The sequence below is a fragment of the Bacillus sp. Marseille-Q1617 genome, from assembly GCF_903645295.1.
Taxonomy (GTDB): domain Bacteria; phylum Bacillota; class Bacilli; order Bacillales; family Bacillaceae_B; genus Rossellomorea.
This window is the reverse complement of record NZ_CAHJXM010000003.1, coordinates 214,634-231,399: the sequence shown is the minus strand read 5'-3', so window position 1 is coordinate 231,399 and position 16,766 is coordinate 214,634. Positions and strand designations below refer to the sequence as shown.

Annotated in this window: 14 protein-coding genes; 2 read left to right on the top strand and 12 right to left on the bottom strand. The window is 43.2% G+C overall.

Annotated features, from left to right (window positions below; all coding sequences use genetic code 11):
* Positions 1–16: 16 nt before the first annotated feature.
* From dnaJ to gpr, 9 genes are all read right to left on the bottom strand, one after another.
* Positions 17–1,144 carry a molecular chaperone DnaJ gene (dnaJ, locus tag HWX64_RS18390; RefSeq protein WP_175990986.1) on the bottom strand — a complete coding sequence of 376 codons (1,128 nt, stop codon included), beginning with the start codon at positions 1,142–1,144 and terminating at the stop codon, positions 17–19.
* Between the two features lie 158 nt (positions 1,145–1,302).
* The gene (gene dnaK, locus HWX64_RS18385; protein ID WP_175990985.1) at positions 1,303–3,132 is read right to left on the bottom strand and encodes a molecular chaperone DnaK; all 1,830 of its coding nucleotides are present in this window, start codon (positions 3,130–3,132) and stop codon (positions 1,303–1,305) included.
* 38 nt (positions 3,133–3,170) lie between these two features.
* Entirely contained in the window at positions 3,171–3,728 is a 558-nt protein-coding gene (grpE, locus tag HWX64_RS18380) for a nucleotide exchange factor GrpE (RefSeq protein WP_175990984.1), read from the bottom strand.
* Positions 3,729–3,825: 97 nt separating this feature from the next.
* The gene (gene hrcA / locus HWX64_RS18375) at positions 3,826–4,860 is read right to left on the bottom strand and encodes a heat-inducible transcriptional repressor HrcA (protein WP_175991582.1); all 1,035 of its coding nucleotides are present in this window, start codon (positions 4,858–4,860) and stop codon (positions 3,826–3,828) included.
* A 501-nt stretch (positions 4,861–5,361) separates the two neighbouring features.
* On the bottom strand, positions 5,362–6,519 hold the full coding sequence (gene hemW, locus HWX64_RS18370) for a radical SAM family heme chaperone HemW (RefSeq protein ID WP_175990983.1): 1,158 nt from the start codon (positions 6,517–6,519) through the stop codon (positions 5,362–5,364).
* 63 nt (positions 6,520–6,582) lie between these two features.
* Positions 6,583–8,415 (bottom strand): translation elongation factor 4, encoded by a 1,833-nt coding sequence (gene lepA / locus HWX64_RS18365; protein WP_175990982.1) that lies wholly within the window; start codon positions 8,413–8,415, stop codon positions 6,583–6,585.
* Positions 8,416–8,596: 181 nt separating this feature from the next.
* Positions 8,597–8,932 carry a DUF3679 domain-containing protein gene (locus tag HWX64_RS18360; protein ID WP_175990981.1) on the bottom strand — a complete coding sequence of 112 codons (336 nt, stop codon included), beginning with the start codon at positions 8,930–8,932 and terminating at the stop codon, positions 8,597–8,599.
* Positions 8,933–8,950: 18 nt separating this feature from the next.
* Positions 8,951–10,159 carry a stage II sporulation protein P gene (spoIIP, locus tag HWX64_RS18355; RefSeq protein WP_175990980.1) on the bottom strand — a complete coding sequence of 403 codons (1,209 nt, stop codon included), beginning with the start codon at positions 10,157–10,159 and terminating at the stop codon, positions 8,951–8,953.
* Positions 10,160–10,400: 241 nt separating this feature from the next.
* Positions 10,401–11,552, bottom strand: coding sequence for a GPR endopeptidase (gene gpr, locus HWX64_RS18350; RefSeq protein ID WP_175990979.1), 1,152 nt, complete (start codon positions 11,550–11,552; stop codon positions 10,401–10,403).
* A gap of 202 nt (positions 11,553–11,754) precedes the next feature.
* Here gpr and rpsT point away from each other — a divergent pair, with 202 nt between their 5' ends.
* Positions 11,755–12,006, top strand: coding sequence for a 30S ribosomal protein S20 (rpsT, locus tag HWX64_RS18345; RefSeq protein WP_175990978.1), 252 nt, complete (start codon positions 11,755–11,757; stop codon positions 12,004–12,006).
* A gap of 250 nt (positions 12,007–12,256) precedes the next feature.
* On the opposite strand, the gene holA is transcribed toward rpsT, so the two are convergent.
* Positions 12,257–13,276, bottom strand: coding sequence for a DNA polymerase III subunit delta (gene holA, locus HWX64_RS18340; protein WP_175990977.1), 1,020 nt, complete (start codon positions 13,274–13,276; stop codon positions 12,257–12,259).
* Between the two features lie 296 nt (positions 13,277–13,572).
* On the opposite strand from holA, the gene HWX64_RS18335 reads away from it, so the two are divergent.
* Positions 13,573–13,707, top strand: a complete 135-nt coding sequence (locus HWX64_RS18335; RefSeq protein ID WP_044339687.1) for a YqzM family protein — start codon at positions 13,573–13,575, stop codon at positions 13,705–13,707.
* Positions 13,708–13,865: 158 nt separating this feature from the next.
* Here HWX64_RS18335 and HWX64_RS18330 read toward each other — a convergent pair whose 3' ends face one another.
* Both HWX64_RS18330 and HWX64_RS18325 read right to left on the bottom strand, forming a co-directional pair.
* The gene (locus HWX64_RS18330) at positions 13,866–16,160 is read right to left on the bottom strand and encodes a DNA internalization-related competence protein ComEC/Rec2 (protein ID WP_175990976.1); all 2,295 of its coding nucleotides are present in this window, start codon (positions 16,158–16,160) and stop codon (positions 13,866–13,868) included.
* Positions 16,153–16,716 (bottom strand): ComE operon protein 2, encoded by a 564-nt coding sequence (locus HWX64_RS18325; protein ID WP_175990975.1) that lies wholly within the window; start codon positions 16,714–16,716, stop codon positions 16,153–16,155. The genes HWX64_RS18330 and HWX64_RS18325 overlap by 8 nt, the downstream gene beginning before the upstream one ends.
* Between the last annotated feature and the right edge of the window lie 50 nt (positions 16,717–16,766).

Genomic DNA, 16,766 nt, shown 5'->3' with positions numbered 1-16,766 from the left:
CCAACTCCGTTCTGAGTTATTCGCCTTTAAAGGCTTTTTTTACTTTATCAAAAAAACTTTCATGCTGCTCATCAGGCACCTGCCCGCTGATATCAGCAAATTCTCTTAATAACTGCTTTTGCTTATCAGTTAATTTAGTAGGTGTGACTACCTTCACTTGTACATGCTGGTCTCCTGTACCATATCCACGGACATTCGGTACTCCTTTACCTTTCAACCTGAATCTCGTGCCTGTCTGAGTCCCGGCCGGCACCTTCAGTTTCACCTTGCCATGAAGGGTAGGGACTTCGATTTCATCTCCAAGCGCCGCTTGTGCGAACGTGACCGGCATTTCGCAGTAGATGTCGTCTCCGTTACGTTCGAAGAAATCGTGGGAACGCACATGGAAGACAACATATAAATCGCCAGGAGGGCCCCCGTTGACTCCAGGTTCACCTTGTCCTGTCACACGAAGCTGCTGTCCGTCATCAATCCCAGCTGGAATTTTCACATTGATTGTACGGCGTTTCTGAACTTTTCCTGCGCCGCCGCAAGTAGAACATTTCTCTTTGATCTGTTTACCCGTACCATTACAGTAATGGCACACACGTCTGTTTACTATTCTGCCGAATGGAGTATTTTGCTCAACATTCAATTGACCCGATCCATTACAATGTGAACATGTATGGACCTTCGTTCCAGGTTTCGCCCCTGAACCATGGCATGTATCACATTCTTCTTCTTTCGGAATTTCGATTTCGGTTTCCTTACCGAACACCGCTTCTTCGAATTTCAGTGACATCGTATACTGAAGATCGGCACCTTGTCTAGGCGCATTCGGATCTCTTCTGCGTCCTCCGCCGCCGCCGAAGAATGTATTGAAGATATCTTCAAAGCCTCCGAAGCCTCCGCCGCCAAAGTCTGCACCGCCGCCGAAGCCCTGATTAGGATCTGTGTGACCGAACCGATCGTATTGAGCACGTTTTTGATCATCACTCAACACTTCATATGCTTCTGATATTTCTTTGAACTTTTGGTCTGCATCCGCCTCTTTATTAATATCAGGATGATATTTTTTGGAGAGTTTGCGGTATGCTTTTTTTATTTCATCTTTAGAGGCGCCTTTTCCGACACCCAGAACTTCATAATAGTCCCGTTTACTCATGAAAACACCACTCCCGAATCGTTTGCATAAAGGTTATTTTAACATTGAGTTCTATTGATTATCAATAAAAACATGGAATCCCCATTTTTTAGAGCCAATCTCATAGAAAAAGCCAAAGCCAAGAACCGTCCTGACTTTGACTTTTTACTGCGTGAATCTTATTTCTTGTCGTCGTTTACTTCTTCATACTCAGCATCAACGACATCATCATCCTGCTTAGCTTGACCTTCTTCTCCTTGAGCAGCCTGTGCATCCGCCTGAGCTTGCTCATACAGCTTCATTGTCAACGCTTGAACGATTTCCTGAAGTGCATCTTTCTTTTCACGGATAAGATCAAGATCATCTTTTTCGATTGCTTCTTTAAGTTCAGCTTTCGCATCTTCCGCTTTTTTCACTTCTGCTTCGTCGACTTTGCCTTCAAGGTCTTTAAGCGTTTTTTCCGTTTGGAAGACTAATTGATCCGCTTCATTGCGAAGTTCAACTTCTTCCTTGCGCTTTTTATCAGCTTCAGCATTTTCTTCTGCTTCTTTCACCATACGTTCTACTTCATCTTCAGAAAGACCAGTAGAAGATTTGATCGTAATGTTTTGCTCTTTACCTGTTCCAAGGTCTTTCGCGCTTACATTGACGATACCGTTTTTATCAATATCGAATTTAACTTCGATTTGAGGTACTCCGCGTGGTGCCGGCGGGATATCAGATAATTGGAAACGGCCAAGCGTTTTGTTATCTGCAGCCATCGGACGCTCACCTTGAAGCACATGGATATCAACGGCAGTCTGGTTATCAGCAGCAGTTGAGAATACTTGAGATTTTGAAGTAGGGATCGTTGTATTACGCTCGATCAGCTTCGTTGATACTCCGCCCATTGTTTCGATACCAAGTGAAAGTGGTGTAACGTCAAGTAAAACAACATCTTTCACGTCTCCAGTAAGGACTCCACCTTGGATAGCAGCACCCATCGCTACTACTTCATCAGGGTTTACACCTTTAGAAGGTTCTTTGCCTGTTTCTTTCTTGATTGCTTCTTGTACAGCCGGGATACGAGTTGATCCACCTACAAGGATGATCTTATCGATTTCGCTTGCAGAAAGACCTGCATCTTTCATTGCTTGGCGAGTTGGTCCCATCGTACGTTCTACAAGATCAGAAGAAAGTTCATCAAACTTAGCTCTTGTCAGGTTCAATTCCAAGTGTAATGGACCTGCTTCACCTGCTGTGATGAAAGGAAGTGAGATTTGTGTTGAAGTAACACCTGATAAGTCTTTCTTCGCTTTCTCAGCAGCGTCTTTAAGACGTTGAAGAGCCATTTTGTCTTTAGATAAGTCAATGCCGTTTTCTTTCTTGAATTCAGCCACTAAGTGGTCGATGATCACTTGGTCGAAATCATCTCCGCCAAGACGGTTGTCACCGGCAGTGGAGCGTACTTCGAATACTCCGTCGCCAAGTTCCAGGATGGATACGTCAAATGTACCGCCCCCAAGGTCGTATACAAGGATGGTTTGGTCTTGATCCATTTTATCCAGACCGTATGCAAGTGCTGCTGCAGTTGGTTCGTTGATAATACGTTCCACTTCAAGACCTGCAATTTTACCCGCGTCTTTTGTTGCTTGACGTTCTGCATCATTGAAATAAGCAGGCACGGTGATAACCGCTTTTTCAACCTTTTCACCAAGATAGTCTTCTGCATATGACTTCAAGTGCTGAAGGATCATGGCTGAAATTTCCTGCGGTGTATATTCTTTTCCTTCTGCTTCTACTTTGTGATCCGTTCCCATGTGGCGTTTCACTGAGATGATCGTATTCGGGTTCGTAATTGCTTGACGTTTTGCAACTTCCCCGACTTGTTTTTCACCATTTTTAAATGCAACGACTGAAGGGGTTGTACGGTTACCTTCCGCGTTTGCAATTACTTTTGGTTCTCCGCCTTCAAGAACGGATACACAAGAGTTTGTTGTTCCTAAGTCAATACCGATAATTTTACTCATCGTCATTATACCTCCCTGTTTAATATGTAATTTCTATATTATTGATTTACTTTTACCATGGACGGACGGATTACCCTGTCCTTAAGCTTGTATCCTTTTTGGAACTCTTCCACGACGATATTGCTGCCGTAGTTTTCATCTTCCGTCTGCATAACAGCCTGGTGAAGATGAGGATCAAATTCCTGGCCGACAGCTTCAATCGGTTCTACGCCTTCCTTCTTCAATGCGTCGATAAGGCTTCTGTGAACCATTTCCATTCCTTGAAGCAGTGTTTTCGTCTGGTCATTATCAACTTCTATATTCAAGGCACGTTCAAAGTTATCAAGTGCCGGTAAAAGTTCAGTGATAAGTGGTTGAGCACGATATTTTTCCTTCGCCTCGTTTTCAACATTCACCCGGCGGCGGAAGTTATCAAAGTCTGCTCTTAATCGAAGATAACGATTTTCAGATTCATCAAGCTTTTCCTGCAGTTGTGTAAGCTCATCTGATTCTTGCACGTCAGACTCCTGAGGCTCTTCGGCGAACACTTCTTCCACAACATCTTCGTTCTCAACGTTCGCTTGTTCTTCCTGCTGTTTCTTTGTTTCTTCTGACATTACGTTCACCTCCTTAAAAATACCCCAAGCATTTCTCCGTAACAAAGGCGCGGAATACACTGATTCCGGGCCAGTTAACCTTTATACAATATGTCCACTAATCGTTGCTTTGATACAGTTTGGTCAAGACCTGCGACATATCGTTTGAAAAGAAATTAAGTAAGCTTACAACCCTCGAATACTCCATTCGGGTTGGTCCGATGATTGCAATGGAACCTAATTGCTCTTTACCGATTGAGTATGTTGCGGTTATGAGACTGCAATTCTCCATCGCCAGATGATTGTTCTCTTTCCCGATTTTAATATTCAATCCAGATGCTGCAGGGCGGATGAGATTATAGATGCTCTCTTCCTGTTCGATCATCTCAAGCAGCATACGCACTTTGTGCACATCATTGAACTCGGGTTGATTCAGCATATTTGTCTTGCCGCCAAAGAACATCTTGTCTGTAACGGTTGAGTTAATAGAGTCCGTAATTGAATGCAGGATAAAATCATAATTCTGGATGTGTTCTTTTAACAGAATGGCCACTTCTTTGAAAATTTTATCGTTTAATTCATTTATAGGGACTCCCGTTAATCGATCGTTCAGAATATGAACCAGCTTTTCAAGCTCTGAAGCATCCATTGTCGGCGGGATATGGAACAATTTGTTTTCCACATGTCCGTTATCCGTTACGATAATGGCAATCGCGGTATCCTTATTGAGTGGAACAAGTTGAATTTTCTTCAGCTTGTTTTCCTTCAATTCAGGCCCCAATACAATTGTCGTATAGTTCGTCAGTTCAGAAAGGATCTTAGCCGACTTCTGAACGACTTTCTCCAGTTCATAAATTCTTTCTGAAAAAATGGATCGCAGTGCATGCACATCATTCTTCTGCAATTTCTGAGGTGAAAGCAAGTGATCCACATAATAGCGATACCCTTTCTCAGACGGAACACGGCCAGAAGAAGTATGGGTTTTTTCAATGAAGCCCAGTTCCTCCAGATCCGCCATTTCATTCCGGATGGTAGCAGAACTGAACGAAATCTCATCCTTTTTAGACAAGCTCCTTGAACCGACAGGCTGAGCCGAAAGGATAAAATCATCAATGATAACTTGAAGAATTAGAAGTTGTCGATCTGTTAACAACATTCATCACCTCTGTTAGCACTCTGTTAAGATGAGTGCTAAATCTAATTAATAAATTATCAAATCAGATTGTGGATGTCAATATATTAGATTCGGGGTTTAATACTTGTCAGGTTTTTATATACAAATACAGCTTCCACTCTCAACACCCCTGATCACCGCTGTTGATTTCCGTGCCAGACTTCGCTTTCCGCGGGTGCCCCGTGAGCCTCCTCGTCGCTGCGCTCCTGCGGGTAAGAAAAGCGGAAGGGCTTTGCTCAGAGGCGTATGGCATAAGGCGAATCGGCCACGAAGGCGCTCTTTGCCTTCATGGACGAGTTGACTTATGACATGTGCCTCTAAGCCCTGAAGCTGGACAGGTCTCACCTAACTCGCTTCTACCGCAGGAGTCTTCGTCTTCCACTCCAATCAACTGCTGGAGCCGGTTAATAACAAAAATAATGTTAATAGGACAAGCTCAAATCGCCTTCACAACCAACTGTTAGTCTGGATTTTCATCAATTAGATCACACCCAAGAAAGCTTGAAAGACTTCGTTGCCCAGGAATCGTCCCTGTTTTGTCAACGCGACATGTTGATCGTCTACGAGCAGGAGGTTGCGGTTCTGCATTTCTTCTAATGAAGACTGGAAGACGGATTCGATTGAGCAGCCGAATTTCTCTGAGAAAGCCGATTTGCTGACTCCTTCTACTTTTCGGAGGCCGAGGAACATTTCTTCTTCCATCATTTCTTCGCGTGTGACTTTGTGTTCCTGGATTGTCGGCAGGGCCCCGGCGGAAATAGGCTCCATGTATTTTTTCAGCGGACCGAAGTTTGAATAACGTACTCCGTTTATATATCCGTGTGCGCCGGCACCTAAACCATAATATTCATTGTTGTCCCAGTAAACAAGGTTGTGTTTGCTTTCATAGCCTTTTTTCGCAAAGTTACTGATTTCATATTGATTGATCCCGTATTTCTCCATCGTTTCAATCAGCACTTCATACATAGCCGCTTCCTGTTCCTGTGATGGAAGCGATAGTTTGCCCTTGCGCATCAGGTTATAGAAAACGGTCTTTGGCTCTACGATGAGCGAGTATGCTGAATAGTGAGGGAGTTCAAGTTCAAGAGCTTTTGTAAGTGTGTCCCTGAAATCTTCTTCCGTCTGCTTCGGCAGACTGTAGATCAAATCAATGCTGATGTTTGTAAAACCGACTTTCTGAGCCGATTCCACAGAGGAATACACATCCTTACTCTTGTGGCTTCTGCCGATTCCCTTCAGCAGTTCATCATTGAATGACTGGACGCCGAAGCTTAACCGGTTGACGCCATGTTCTTTCAAAACTCTGAGTTTGTCTTCCGTTAAATCTCCAGGGTTCGCTTCAAATGTGAACTCCCCTTGTGAAAACGGCAGATTTTCGTTGATTTCCCTGCACAGCTTATCCAATTGGTTGGCACTCAGTGCAGTAGGGGTACCGCCGCCAACGAAAATCGTGTCTAGTTCATTATTTTTATTTACCCGCTGCCTCATTTCCCGTCCCAGCATTTCGAGATATTCATCAACAGGCTGTCCCTGCATGAATACTTTATTAAAATCGCAATAGTGGCAGATATGTTCGCAGAACGGTATATGGATGTAAGCTGATTTCGCCAACTTCAATCCCTCCTTTTCAACACTCATAGAGAAAAGGGGGTAAGCAGAACTTGTAAAACAAGCCTCTTCCCCCCTTTATCCATGAAAAATCTATTTCTTTTCAGAATCGTCCATCTTCAGGACCGCCATGAAGGCTTCCTGTGGAACTTCAACGGATCCGACTGATTTCATCCGTTTTTTACCTTCTTTTTGTTTCTCAAGAAGTTTACGTTTTCGTGAGATGTCACCGCCGTAACACTTAGCAAGTACGTTCTTACGCATGGCTTTAATCGTAGACCTCGCTACAATCTTTTGACCGATTGCCGCTTGAATAGGCACTTCGAAGTGTTGTCTCGGAATGAGATCCTTCAGTTTTTCAACAATTAGTTTCCCGCGTTCGTAAGCAAAATCCCTGTGAACGATAAAGCTCAACGCATCTACATTTTCAGAGTTTAGCAATATGTCCATCTTCACAAGTTTCGATTCCTTATAGCCGATCAATTCATAATCAAAAGAGGCGTACCCTTTTGTGCTTGACTTCAATTGATCGAAGAAATCGTACACAATCTCCGCGAGCGGAAGTTCATACACAATATTGACACGGGTATCATCCATGTATTGCATGTCAATGAAGTTGCCCCGCTTGCCTTGGCAAAGCTCCATTACGGCTCCTACATAATCGTTCGGAACCATTACCGTCGCTTTAACGTAAGGTTCTTCTACAAAATCGACTTTTTGCGGATCGGGCATCATGGATGGATTATCAACCTTCACTTCTTCACCGTCTGTAAGCTGCACATGATAGATTACGCTCGGTGCAGTCGTGATCAGATCGATTTTGAATTCACGTTCGATACGCTCCTGGATGATCTCCATATGAAGCAGCCCCAGGAATCCACAGCGGAAACCAAAGCCCAGCGCCTGGGAAGTTTCCGGCTCATATTGAAGAGCAGAGTCGTTCAATTCAAGTTTTTCCAGTGCTTCTCTAAGGTCGTTATAGCGATTAGAGTCGATTGGATACAGACCGCAATATACCATTGGATTTAAGCGGCGGTAACCCGGCAGCGCTTCCTGTGCAGGATTTTTAGCAAGGGTGATTGTATCCCCTACTCGGGTATCTCCCACATTCTTAATCGCTGCAGTCAAGTACCCTACATCACCGACCGTCAGTTCTTGAAGTCCCGTTGCTTTTGGTGTAAATACACCCACTTCCGTTACTTCAAACTCTTTTCCTGTCGCCATCATACGGACCTTGTCCCCGACTTTGACGCTTCCTTCCATCACACGGATATAGGCAACAACCCCTCTATACGCATCATATAGGGAATCAAAGATCAATGCTTTTAACGGGGCATCGGGATCTCCCTGTGGTGCAGGCACCTTTTCCACGACCTGCTCCAATATTTCTTCAATCCCGATTCCTGCTTTTGCGGAAGCCAGTACTGCTTCTGATGCGTCAAGTCCGATCACGTCTTCCACTTCCTGACGCACCCGCTCAGGATCTGCTGCAGGAAGGTCGATCTTATTGATGACCGGAAGTATTTCCAAGTCATTATCAAGTGCCAAATAAACATTGGCAAGGGTCTGGGCTTCGATGCCCTGAGCAGCATCGACTACAAGTACCGCTCCTTCACAAGCTGCTAAACTCCGGGATACTTCGTATGTAAAATCGACATGTCCCGGTGTATCAATCAAATGGAAAATATATTCTTCGCCATCTTTCGCTTGATATTTCAACTGCACGGAATTCAATTTAATCGTGATTCCACGCTCTCTTTCCAAGTCCATTGAATCTAGCAATTGCTCTTTCATTTCACGTGCCGTCAACGCTTTTGTTTTCTCCAAAATACGATCGGCAAGCGTCGATTTACCATGATCTATATGAGCAATGATAGAGAAGTTTCTAATTCTGGATTGTCTTTTCAATTTTTCTTCACGGTTCATTCTTCGTTCAACTCCTGTTATATCCACACATGTACACTATGTTGAATTATAGCAGTACAGTATATATTATTCAATCTAAACCGGAAGGCGAGGGCTAAAAAGGAATGACCATAAAAGATTAGGCACACCAAAAGGGGAAAGTCCCCCCTCTGATGTGCCAATCACTACTTCCTGTCTTTATTCAGATCAATGAGGCTATGAATTCTACGATTTTTGTGGTTATGCCTTCAATAAAGCCGGCGAGGGCTTTTCCTATTGATGAAAAGGCGTTGAAGGCTTTCATCTCTTCCAGCTTCTCTTTTTTCTCGGCCAGGGTCTGGCTTTCGACCTCTTTACCAAGAAATGTTGCTTCTACATTGCCTTCGTTATCCTGGGTCATTCCTACAGGGGAAGAGAACGATTCTTTTTCATGGCCTTTCATTTCGACAATCCCTTTGTTTGCGTGCTGCATGCCGATCAGTACACCTACAAACAAACAACATATCAGAACGACGCACTTCATGATAAATTTACTCATTTCTTTTTCACCCTTTGTTTACTGCCTTACCGGCTCCGGAGAAAGATGATGATCTACCTTTTCCGCCTGCCAATAATAGTCAGCGAATATGTCAGCAAAAGCGATAGAAGAACGCTGAAGCTCTTCAAACGTGTTATCGACCCCGCCAAATTCAAGAAGCAAGGCATTACCGGAAAGGTCCTGATTGAATTTACCGTTTGTACCGCTACCCTTTTTAGAAATGACTCCTCTCGAGAGCCCCTTGTATTTCGATTCGAGGAGTTTATGGAGCTCTGTTGCAACCTTCAGATTCTGTTCATAGTTTGGATGTTCTTCACCTACCACAAAGGCCAGCTTGGCATACGACTTCCCATTTATCTCCATCGTGGTGACGTTTTTTCTTTGCGAATCCCTGTGGATATCAATCAAGTATAATAAGTCTTTATTGTTTGTCATCGCTGTCTGGACCAAAGGCCGGGATTCCTGGTAAGCACTAAAATAATCCAGCCCTTTTTCATTCAGTTTTTGAATCACATCTGTTTTATCGATACTTGTGCCGATTCCCAGCTGTTCCAGGTCTGACTTCAACATATCGCCGACTTTTGTGACATTGATCTTGGAGTGCATGGCGGAGTCGGGAGCTGTTACTCCATCCAAATACGGGAGATAGGATTCCCTTGTATGGGTAAAGTAGAGATGCACCGTTTTTTTATCCCCCGTGGTCAGAACGGATTTACCTGCATCTCTGTTCTCCTCGCCTTTGTTGATTCCTTCTACGTTTTTCAGCTGCGCTTCATTCTCTGAATCGAGCGCTTCTTTCGGAGGAACTGATTCAATCGGCATATTCGTAAAATCGGTACCTTCGCCAGCCACCAGGATATTTCCATCAAAGATTGAAAAACCCGGCAGCTCCCTTCCCAGCAGACTCCTCGGATCGTCAAAGCTGACGTTTGTCGCCACACTGAATAGTAGAGATGATATATTAGGAAGTTCTTTCTCTTCCCCTTGTAAAATGCTGTTATAAGACCTGTTTTCCAGGGCAAACAATTTATAAAGAACTTCCCCCTTCACACCGGAAGCCGCATGATTTATTGAATCTGATGTAATTCTATATTCGGGCTTCATCGAGGTCAGAATTCCTGTTACTGAAAAGATCGAAAGCATGGCCATCACTATAATAATGACCCATTTAAAAATGTTCGTCATATTAACCGCTACTACATAATTAGTGGCTTTATACGATCTCATTACCTCACCCTTCCTAAAATCTACTCTAGTACAAGCTATGCTGTTGATAGATAAAGTAGAACTGCTTTTAGTAGTCATTATGAGGATTTATGACAAGGAATAAACAAATAAGGGCGAAATTTTACTAGTAATGATTGATCGAAGAAATGAAAGGAGTTTTCTAACTGGGGCTTTGCAATCAACATTTCAGGAAATGGAAGAAGCTGCAGGAAGTTTTCCCGCAGCTTTAATGGCTAGATCTTTATCTTGTCTGAAAACCGGTGTTATCCTGATTCACCGACTCATGCAGTGCGGCATTCAGCCCGTTCGCTACCAAGTTGGCCATGTCTTCTATGAATACATCCACCTCTTTTGGCGTGACCATGAGGTTGTGGCCGATCGGTGCGAGCACTTCATGAATCAATTTCCTTTTTTCCTGATCCTCAAGAGTACCCACAATACCCATGAAAGTTTGACGATGTTTTTCTTCCGGAAGATCTTCCTCCGTCAGTTTCTTCCTCTCCCCGAACGTAAGACCGGCCGGAGCGAGGGAGCGGGATGGACGATTCCCTTCCTTCATCTCCTTCCCGAAATGCTTCAATAGGAAATCGACAGTGTCACTTACAATCGTTACAGCATCAAGCACTGTAGGCACTCCGATGGCGATGACAGGAACACCCAGGGTTTCCTTATCGAGCCCTTTCCTCTTATTACCCACTCCGGATCCAGGATGAATGCCGGTATCGGATATCTGGATTGTAGAGTTGACACGCTCGATCGACCGGGAAGCTAGGGCATCAATCGCTATAATGAAATCCGGCTTGGACTTTTCCACAACTCCGAAGATGATATCGCTTGTTTCTATACCGGTCAGCCCCATCACTCCCGGCACAAGCGCACTTACAGGACGGTACCCTTCCTGGACGGATTCCGGCTGTAGCTCAAACAGGTGCCGGGTGACTAACACATTTTCACAAACCTGCGGACCGAGTGCATCGGGAGTCACATTCCAATTTCCCAGCCCCACAATTAAACAGCTGGCATTTTTCCCGATATTGTTGTTCTCAAGAAACTGACTGAATTCTTTAGCAAAAACAGCCTCTACCTGCTGCTGCAGGTCTGAATTTTGCTCCCGGATCCCATGTGCTTCAATCGTCAAATAGTTCCCTGCTTTTTTCCCGATATTTTCTTCGCCTTCTGGAGTGATGGTGACAAGGGAAATTTTTATCCCCTCTTCCTCTCTCTCCTTAATGACCACTCCCTTTATTTCGGAAGTAACTTCCCCAGAGTCTCTGGAATCGTTTTTGCCGTTTTCATTAATCACCATTTCTCTTGCTTCAACGGCGAGATCAGTACGTACAGAATATACACTTAAATCTATTTCTTCTTGATTCTTTTTCATTTCGTCATTCATTTTCCGTCACCCTCCAAACATTGAATCTTTCATGATTATTTTTTATGTTTACCTTTAAACCTGGGCTTCATTCACTTGTTTATTTTCTCTTGTTAGTATTGCAATCTCACCGTTCGTTTGATAAAATATCATTTGTTCTAATAGATTAGGAATTTAAATCGAGTCACATAGAATCTCGATCCTTTTTTAGGAGGTGACAGGAATGCCAAACATTAAATCTGCTATCAAGCGCGTTAAAACTAGCAACGAGCGCAACGCTCAAAATGCTACTGTAAAATCTTCTATGCGTACTGCTGTGAAGAAAGCAGAAGCTGCAGCTGCTAACGGAGCTGAAAACGCTAAAGAATTAACAAACGATGCGATTCGTCAATTAGACAAAGCAGCTCAAAAAGGTCTTATCCACAAAAACGCTGCAAGTCGTCAAAAATCACGTCTAATGAAAAAAGCAAACTAATGAAATGAAAAAACCACTGGAGTCTACTCCAGTGGTTTTTTTGTTTGTTAGTTTCCGGACTGCACAAGTTTCTGAAGAACTTTCGACAACAAGGGTGCAATTATTCCAAACAAAGGAGGAATTCATTTAACTTAAGGTACAATTCATTAAAATACAGGCACAATCCTTATATTCCACTTCTAAATAGGTTCCCGGCTCCTAAAAAGGCTGATTTATGACCCGAAAATACCACGTTTATCCTGTATATCCCTTATAAATCATTCAATTTCAATAAAAACATCTCGATCATGAGTTCTTTTTTGATTCTACCGGTTTTGATTTCGTAATCCCCCTCCGAAAGCAGTTCGATGATTTTTGCCAATTGACTGTCATCGAAATGCTTGGCCTGTCCTGCTGCAAGCTTCACCCTGAAGGGGTGCACTTTTAAATAAGACGCAATTTTCTGTTGTCCATACCCTCTTCTTGATAATTCTTTCGTCCCGTAAATCAACCTGAATTGGCCTGCCAAAATGGAAAGTATCTTCAACGGCTCCTCATTTTGCTTGAGCAGATCATAATAAATGCGCAGCGCTTCATCGATCCTTCTTTGTACAACCTTGTCCACCAGTGCAAAGATATTCTGTTCGAGGGAACGGGCGGTTAATTTCTCCACCGCGGCAGTATCGATATGGTTTGTGTCGCTTGCGTACAGCGACAGCTTGTCCAGTTCCTGGGTGAGCATCATCAGATTCGTCCCGGCCAATGTAAGCAGCAGTTCGATGGCATCTTCATCGATTTGAACAGCATTTGCAGCCGCCCTCTCCCTCACCCAGACTTTTAACTCCTGTTCGTTGAGTTTCTTTGCCTCTACCACTTCGGCATCTTTCTTAAGGGCCTTGGTGATTTTTTTCCGTTCATCAAGTTTTTCATAACGTGCAGTCAGGACAAGTATCGTATAAGGAGCCGGTGATTGTATGTATTGTTCAAACCTTTTGATGTTGTGCTCGACTTTTTCCTTTGTCTTCTCGGCTGTAAGGAAAACTGGATTATCCAGGATGACGACCCGCTTCTCCCCCATGAACGGGAAGGTCTCCGCATCTTCAATGGCCACTTCCACGGGTGTTTCTTCCAAATCATATCTCGAAAAGTTAAAATCCATTTCTTCTTCCGTCAAGGCAGCAGAAACAATGCGCTGCTTTGTTTCATTGATTAAAAACGATTCATTTCCATATACTAAATAAATAGCAGCAAACTGAGATCTCTCAATTTTCTTCCAAGTGTCTATAACCAAGTCAGCACTCTCCAATATCTCTTTTATCTACTCTATGTTAAAAAAGGTTTGGGGATTTGACAAGTGGTAAGGGGACGCCCAGGCCAAGAGGGACACCCCCTATATCTATATTAACGCCAGCTGAGAAAGACCTAGGACCCTTTCACGCTGACGGTATTCCTTTGTAGTGATTAGTGTCACCCCGCAGAGGGTAACTTATAGGTGACAACTCTTGTCAGTAAAGGAAAATGTACAGTGAAAGTATAGATTTTTTAATACTGATGTTCTATACTAGAATAGAAATAGGAGGGGTAGTTGTGAACCAATTTGAAAAAAACGTACAATCAAAGAGAAATGATGCTGTAGACTCAGGTGTCGGCTTTATTGTTTCTTTTGGATTCTTTGCTACGATGTTTGTTATCGCGACTGTCATTAAGCTGATTGGATCTTAATGAAAAAAAGAAGATAAGGGGAAGACCCAAAAAGAATCGGTTTCTTCAATTTCCATATATGGTACTGAACAAAGTAACATAAATTGGGTTGAAGGCCTGACACTTTCTGAGGTCTGCCCCTTTTTTCTTTAGCGCTTATTGTGTGTTGGTACTACATACTATGGAAGTTGGGCAGAAAACGTTCCTTGTTTTCCCAAAAAACGATAAGTCAATGCCCCATGCTCGGCGGTAGTATGAATCATGACTTCCTGGTTTTTCAACCTCCTTATCACATCCGGATGCGGATGACCGAACCGATTATTCCTGCCTGCAGAGATGACTGCTACGGAAGGCCCGATTTCCTCAAGAAACTCTTCACTTGTAGAGGTATCACTGCCATGATGACCAATTTTCAATACCGATGCGTCTATATCGTAAGAGTCAACGAATTCCCTTTCCCCCTTTTCTTCCAGATCACCTGTAAACAGCCACTCGAGACCTCCCAATTCAGAGTAGACAACAAGAGAGTCATTATTTCCTTCATAATCGTCATCCTGAGGAGAAAGGATATGAAATGTATGGTGCTTTGCTTCCCAACCGTATGGAGCTTGAACTTCCTTGACCGGGATCCCCTTTTTATCTGCGATTGAAATGATCTCCATCATCTCTTTTTTTTCCTGGCTGTTGGGAGTTATCAGGATTTCATTTATTTTAATATTCTCGATTAATTCTTCAGTACCCCCGATATGATCGACATCACCATGAGTCAATATAAGCTTATCAAGACCGGTGATCCCTTTACTTTTCAGAAAAGGAAGGATGACGTCTTCTCCGACTGTAAATGACCTCGTTTTCTTTTCCCACTCTTCTCTAGGAAATTCAATGGCCCCACCTGTATCGATCAAGTAGGTTCCTCCATTATAAGGTAGATCGATGAGAGTGGAGTCACCCTGTCCTACATCGATGAATACCACTTCACCATAAGGGTTGAATTGATTCCATGCAGCATGCAAAAGAACGAAACCGAACAGAATAGTTGACGGAAGCCGCCATACTCCGCTTTCTAAATTTTTAAATACATTCAGAATTAACAGAACATAGCACACGATTACAAGGCCATGCGGTTTCCCTACTATCATTGTATTTAACGGGAGGCCGGATAGTAAGGAAGCGAATGCATCAATTCCCTTGACCATCAACCCATATGATTTTGTCAGCCACTGCACCCCCCCGGTTACCAAGAGTTCCATAAAAAAAGTACTCAATGCCATCGGCAGAACAATAAAAGAAAATAGAGGGACGAATAAAAGATTGGTTAAGAACCCTATAAGGGAAAATTCATAAAAGTGAAAAATGATGATGGGCAGGGAAGATAATTGAGCGATAACGGTCACTTTGAACAATTGAATCTGTTGGGAAGCAGTAGATATTAAAATAGAACGGGAAGACAAAACCAGGCAGAAGCTGACGGCAAACGAGAGCTGAAATCCAATATCGAATACCAAAAAGGGGTTCCTAAAAAGGAGGCCCATAAAAACGATGGATAAGCTGTCCAAAATACTGATTTTAAAAGGGGATTTCCTTGAAAGTATAAGGATGATCATCATGGAGGAAGCCCGGATCACCGGAGGGGCACCGCCTGTTATCACGATGTAAAATAACAAAAATACGACTGATATCCATAAAGAATTTTCCCGTGTGATTCCAAGCCTGAGAAGGATGAAGTAAACCATCCCGAAGATAAGTCCGACATGCAGGCCCGAAATCGCCAATAAATGAACAATGCCCAATGCACGGTATGAGTTCATCATTTCTTCAGATACCCTGCTTGTCTCCCCGAATACCAATGCTTGAGTCACCCCGACGGTTTCTGATGGAAAACGACTTTCAATAAACTTTAACCCTGCGAATCTCCACTGGACCAATAAGTATTTCCATTCACCCTTTGTCTGGCATTCATGAAAAGAATCCACTTGTAAAACCCAATGGATACCCCGTTCATACAGGTATCTTTTATAATTGAACTGATTGGGGTTTGAGTTCTGTAAAGGTTCTTCAAGCTTCCCGGAAATGCTGCATGTCAGGCCAGGTTTCAGTGTTTCTGCCGGTTCTACCTGGTTTTCTGACGGAATCCGATATCGAAAAACGATTCTTTCTCCGTTAAGTTGGCCAGACCCCCGTAAGGAATTCCCATCAATTAATGGGATGGAGTCGATTGTCACATTATGGATTGAGGTATGAGGGGATAAAGTGGTGATTCTAATGGTCTCTTGATGATTGGATACCATAAACGCAGAAAGGAATATAAAGGAGCAGGAGAGCCATAAGGATAAGGAGGATTTCCGGAAGATGAGCATAGGAACAAGCAAGGCAAGAAAGAAGGCACCCCAATAGGATTGAAGTGCCAGGAGGGTTCCCGAAATGGTTGATACTGCCATAAAAAGCAAAAGGTAAGACGGATGGGATTTATTCATCAAATAGCTTTATGTACTGCTTCTCATATTTCTCGATCAATTCCTGATCGGCGCCTTTGTGATGAAGTTCTTCAATCAATTCCAATACAAAGCGGGATTTTTCCTTGTTTTTTGGATCAAGGCTTTTTTCATGAAAAGGTACTTTTTCAACACGTACTTCTGCCTGCTGAAACAACTCGGCTGCATATGGGTGATTCTTATAATCGGCTGCGTAGTAGACCGTTTTAATCCCTGCTTGAACGATTGCCTTGCAGCACTGCAGGCACGGAAAGTGAGTTACATAAATTTCCGCTCCATCTGTTCCAACTCCGAATTTTGCACATTGGAGAAGGGCATTCATTTCAGCGTGGATGGTTCTGATGCAATGATTGTCAATGACATAGCAGCCTTCATCTATACAATGATCTCCGCCAGCTATCGAGCCATTATATCCACCCGCTATGATTCGTTTATCACGTACGATGGTGGCACCTACAGTCAAACGGGTACAGGTGCTTCTAAGCGCAAGTAAATGGCTTTGAGCCATGAAATATTGATGCCATGCTATTCTCTTCATTCTCTTTTCTCCCTTCAGCAATGTATGTCTTTCTATAAGTGTATAAATAG